This is a genomic window from Aldersonia kunmingensis (genome assembly GCF_001646865.1).
Lineage (GTDB): Bacteria > Actinomycetota > Actinomycetes > Mycobacteriales > Mycobacteriaceae > Aldersonia > Aldersonia kunmingensis.
In genome coordinates, this window is the sequence record NZ_LRRB01000062.1 from 1 (window position 1) to 4,946 (window position 4,946).

5 protein-coding genes and 1 pseudogene are annotated in these 4,946 nt (G+C 66.4%); 2 read left to right on the forward strand and 4 right to left on the reverse strand.

Annotation, left to right across the window (positions count from 1 at the left end):
- A partial coding sequence (locus A8G08_RS04525) for an IS110 family RNA-guided transposase (protein WP_068270692.1) occupies positions 1-994 on the reverse strand: 994 nt, incomplete at its 3' end.
- 225 nt (positions 995-1,219) lie between these two features.
- On the opposite strand from A8G08_RS04525, the gene A8G08_RS04530 reads away from it, so the two are divergent.
- A complete protein-coding gene (locus A8G08_RS04530; protein ID WP_068270695.1) occupies positions 1,220-2,047 on the forward strand; it encodes an ABC transporter permease in 828 nt (275 codons plus the stop codon).
- 33 nt (positions 2,048-2,080) lie between these two features.
- On the opposite strand, the gene A8G08_RS04535 is transcribed toward A8G08_RS04530, so the two are convergent.
- The 3 genes from A8G08_RS04535 to A8G08_RS04545 are packed head-to-tail and all read right to left on the reverse strand — an operon-like array spanning position 2,081 to position 4,721.
- Entirely contained in the window at positions 2,081-3,343 is a 1,263-nt protein-coding gene (locus A8G08_RS04535; protein WP_068270698.1) for an acyl-CoA dehydrogenase family protein, read from the reverse strand.
- 23 nt (positions 3,344-3,366) lie between these two features.
- On the reverse strand, positions 3,367-4,377 hold the full coding sequence (locus tag A8G08_RS04540) for a phosphotransferase family protein (protein WP_068270700.1): 1,011 nt from the start codon (positions 4,375-4,377) through the stop codon (positions 3,367-3,369).
- Complete coding sequence (locus A8G08_RS04545) at positions 4,374-4,721, reverse strand: DUF6285 domain-containing protein (RefSeq protein WP_068270702.1); 348 nt, start codon at positions 4,719-4,721, stop codon at positions 4,374-4,376. The genes A8G08_RS04540 and A8G08_RS04545 overlap by 4 nt, the downstream gene beginning before the upstream one ends.
- Before the next feature lie 69 nt (positions 4,722-4,790).
- Between A8G08_RS04545 and A8G08_RS26535 the strand changes: the two are divergent.
- Positions 4,791-4,946 (forward strand): annotated as a pseudogene (locus tag A8G08_RS26535) (acyl-CoA dehydrogenase family protein); the annotation flags it as partial.

Genomic DNA, 4,946 nt, shown 5'->3' on the forward strand with positions numbered 1-4,946 from the left:
TTTTGCTGCCGGCGGTAGCGCGTCGCAGGTAATGCATCTTGCCGGACTGTTGCAGCACCGGCGCCAGCCCGGCAGCGGAGGCGAGCTGATCGGCAGTCGCAAACCGGTCGAGATTGCCTGCCTCGGCGAGGAATTCGGCGGTGAGGATGGCCCCCATCCCCGGCATGCTGGCGATGAGGGCCGCATCAGGGAGGCAGTCGAGATCCTCGCTGATCTGAGACTCGAGCTCACCGATGCGCCGACGGGCGGAGACGGCCTCGGCGGCGAATTCGCGGGCGAACTCGGCCATACGAGCCTGTCCGGGCACGACGGTGCGTTGGGCCTGGGCCGCGGTTATCGCCTTGTCGACCAGCGGTTCGGCATACGAGCGGCGCACACCGGCGCGCAGGAGGTGCTCGGTGATGCGGCGACGCCCTGCGCGGCGGACCTCGGTCGGAGTCACGTAGCGAGCCAGCAGATGCAGATCGCCGAGGTTGGTGACGTCCACCGCACGTTCCAAACCCGGGAAAATGCTGGTCAGGGTCTCGCGCAGCCGCGCAAGGCGGCGGGTTTGGTCGACCACCAGGTCACGGCGGCGACCGACGAGGATGCGCAGGTCCAGCGTGGTCGCGTCTTCGGCAGTGACCTCGCGCCAGTCCTCACGCACCCGCAGCTGGTCGGCGATGGTTCTGGCGTCACGCGGATCGGACTTGGCTTCGCCGCCTTTGGTGGCGCGGCGGGCGCGGTTGACCACCAGGCCCGGAACGTGGACCAGGCGAATACCGGCGTCGACCAGCATCGCGGTCAAAAGACTCGCGATCCCGCCCATCAGGTCGATCCCGGCGGTGACCGCGCCGTGTTCGGCACCGAAGTCGCGCAGTCGGCTGATCAATCCGTCGATACTGTCCGGGTCGTTGTCGACCCGTTGCGAAGCAAGGACTTTCCCGGTTTCCGCAACGACGATTGCGACGAAGTGGAACTCCTTGGCGACGTCGATCCCCACGACAACTGCCATGTAACCCTCTCGTTTCGGCGTGCATGCGGTGCGTCCCCGCTCCGCCGGCAACGCCCTACATAGCGATGGTCCGCAGTGCCTAATCAGCGGTCGGAACAAGGGAGCGGGACGGGCGGCCGAGCCACCTGAGCCATCAACGGCAGCAAGCATGAAAGCCATACCCGTCCCGCCTGCACACCCCGATCATTCCGGACGACCGGGGGCACACCAGAAAGGTAGGGCGGCATGAGCGCCACGACCACGGCAGTCCCACAGCGGCTTTCCGGATCGGACCGAGCAGCGAGCTGGCCGGCAGCGGCATGGCTCGTGTTCATTCGCTGGATGCGCGGGAGCATCCGCGAGTCCTGGGGATTCTTCATCGGCCTGCTGCAACCGGTCGTGTGGATCGTGTTGTTCGGGCAGGTATTCCAATCCATCGGAGCAATACCGGGCTTCGGCAGCGACAGCTACATCACGTTCCTGGTGCCGGGCATCCTGATGATGACGGTGCTGTTCTGGGGTGCGTGGGCCGGCACGGGCTATATCGAAGACATGGACAGCGGCGTGATGAACCAGGTGCTTACGGCACCCGTGCACCGGACCGCACTGCTCGCCGGACAGCTCGCGCAGTTGCTCGTGGTGAGCCTCGCCCAATCGGCCATCGTGCTGTTCATCGGCTGGCTCAGCGGCGCCCACTATCCGGGCGGCGTGCCGGGCATGCTGCTCGCGGTCATCGCGGGAACGATGCTCGGGGCGAGCTTCTGCTCCTGCTCGAACGCGGTCGCACTGATTGCGCGCAGCCAGGTCGCGCTGATCGGCATCTCGCAGATGGTCGTGCTACCGGCGACGTTTCTGTCCACTGCGATGATGAATCCCGACCTGATGCCCGGTTGGGCACAGGCGGTTTCGCGCTACAACCCGGTGTCGTGGGCAACCGACGTAGCCCGCACCGGACTGGCCGGTACCGCGGAGTTGCGCGCGGTGACCGAACGCCTCGGCCTGCTCGCCATGCTGGCGATGCTGGCCTTCGGCTGGTCGGTCTCCGCGTTCCGCAACTACCAGCGCTCGATGTAATGCACGTGCCGGAGGGTGTGCAGAGTTACCGCTCTACACACCCTTCGGGGCGCGCTGCGGCATGAAGTCGAACATGTACCCGGCGACCCGGCGCATCTGAATCTCCTCGGCTCCCTCGGTGATTCGGTAGCGCCGGTGGTGCCGGTAGATGTGCTCGAAGGCCTTGTAGCGCGAGTAGCCGAGCCCGCCGTGAATCTGCATGGCCCGGTCGGCGGCCTCACAACACAGCCGGTTGGACCAGTAGTTGCACATCGACACGCGCTCGGACTGCGAGAACGCGCCGTCCCGGTCCATGTACCAGGCGGTCTTCTGGATCAGCGTGCGCAGCATCTCGCACTGCGTCTTCAGCTCGACGAGCTGGAACTGAATCGCCTGGTTCGCCGCGAGCGGTTTGCCGAACGGCTTACGCGTCTTGGCGTATTCGATCGACTCATCGATGCAGTATTCGGCCGCACCGAGACTCGATGCCGCTTGGCGGATGCGGTTCTCGTTGAAGAAGTGCTGCACAACGCCGAGGCCACGGCCTTCGCCGCCGAAGATCGCGCCATCGGGCACGCGCACATTGGTGACCGAGACGCGCGCGTGGTCGGTCGGCATGTTGAACGTCCACAGGTACTCCTCGATCTTCACGCCGGGAGCATCCATCGGGACCAGGAACGCCGTAATGCCTCGCGCATCACCGGGATTGCCCGAGGTACGGGCGAAGATCAGGTCGGCCGACGCGGCGTGCACACCTGTGTTCCAGGTCTTTTCGCCGTTGATGATCCAGTGGTCGCCGTCCCGGACCGCCGACGTCTCCATATGCGTCGCGTCCGAGCCGTGTGCGGGCTCGGTGATGCCGAAGGAGAAGAACTTGTTGCCGGCCGCGATGTCGTCGACCCACTCGGCCTTCTGTTCCTCCGTGCCGTACTCGAGCATCAGCATGAGCGCGACATTGTTGCCAACCACGGCGTGCTCGTTCTGCAGATCGCAGTGCAGGCCGAGGCCCTTGCGCGCCAGGTGTTCCCGGATGACCGCCATATCCAGGTTGGTTCCGTTGCGGCCGCCGTATTCGGTGGGGAACGGGTAGCGGAAGTGCCCGGCCTCGTCGGCGAGCCGACGCGCCTTGCCGAGCAGTTCCTCCCACTCGCGGGTGGGAATGCCGCCCTTCTCCCAGTCCGTGCGGGCATCCTCACGGCGGTGATCGAAGAACCGGATGTTGTCGTCGGTTTGCTCGAGCGGCTTAATCTCGCGCTCGATGAACTCGTCCAACTCGGCGAGGTAGTCCACCAGCTTGGCGGGCAGCTCGAAGTCCATCCCTGCACTCCTTACGTTGACTATCAGAATCCCTTGGGCCGCAACAACATCAGCAGATCCCACTCAATCTCGGGCACGCGGCGGCCACTCGCCGCCATCACGATGTTGGAGGCGGTGCCATCGAGGTGTGCGGCCACCTGGGTCGCAAGGCCGGCACCCCACCACACGGTGCACAACACCTTCCACCACTCGTAGCGGTCCTCGTCGAAAGTGCCACCCGCGCGCTCGTAGCCACGGATGAGCGCGTCGCGGCCGGCGAATCCGCCGATCTCGTTGGCGTCTTCACGAAACCGCCACATCCGCATGGACGGATAGGCCACGTCGCGCATGGGGTCGCCGTAGCGGCGGGCCACCTCCCAGTCCAGCACGGCGCGTAGCCCGTCGGGGCCGATGATGAGGTTGCCGTTGCGCATATCGTTGTGCAGCACCGCGCGCTTCGTAGGCCGGGAAGGGAGGTTGCGCTCGAGCCAACGCAACGCGAGCGCGAACACCGGCCGCTCCGAAAGGAGCGTGCTCACTTGCTCTTCGATCGCGGTCAGCTCCGCCTCGGCGGGGTTCTCATCGGGATCGCCGGGCAGCTCGTCGGGCGCGTCGGCCGGATCGATCGAGTGCAGCCTCGCCATCGACTCGCCGAGTTGCTCGGCCACGAGTTCGCCGATCCCCTGCTCATGCACCGCGCGCAGCACCCGGCGCGGCACCGTTTCCCCGTCGATTCGCTCGGAGAGCATGAACGAGCCGCCCACGTACGACGGATCGGTGCACACACCGTGCATCTTCGGCACGCGCACGCCGGCCTCGCGAGCGAGCTCGCGGATCCCCGCCTCCGCGGTGGTGGGCGCCTGCTCGATCGCCGCCGGCGTGATGGTCGCGACGAGCGGGATCGTGCGGTCACCGTCGTGCGCGTCGAGCAACACGTTGCTGCGCCGCGCGCCAGCAGACACCGGGACGATGTTGTCCACGGTGATGTCGCGGCCCTTTGTCTCGCTGAGGAACCGCGCGATCCCGGCGGCGAGATCCGCTCCTGCCCCGCTCACCGGCCCTCCCAACCGTCGTATCCGGGCTTGGCCACGGCAAGGTCGTCCCGGGCCACCGCGACCAGCGCCGTCCAGGCAGCCGACTCGACATCCGAATCAACGCCCTCGCGCAACATCCGCGCCAGTTCGGCTGGATCTGATACCCCGATCGCCTCGGCGAGCAGTTCCTTTTCGTGCTCGACTGCCGCCGGACCGAGGAGCTGTTCACGCTCCAGGATGCGGGCGATGTTGCCGCCCACCCGGGCCTGATGCTGCAGGCCTGGCGGCAGGGCAGGCAACAGGACATCATCGAGCAAGGTCGCCAGCGCGGACAGCAACTCTGCTGCCGTTGGTCGGTACTGCATGGCGGCGACATTACAACCGTAGTGAGGTCTATGTCACCGGCCTACCGACCGATCGCTTCGGTTCATATGATGGCCGCCGCGGTCGACTCGGCCCGCGCGACCTATCTCGACGTCGCGCGCCTCCGTGACGCCGGGCTGCCTTACTCGCGCAATGCCAGCGTCGTCAAGCTCGTCGCAACCGACGCGGCCATGAAGGTCACCACCGACGCGGTGCAGGTGTTCGGC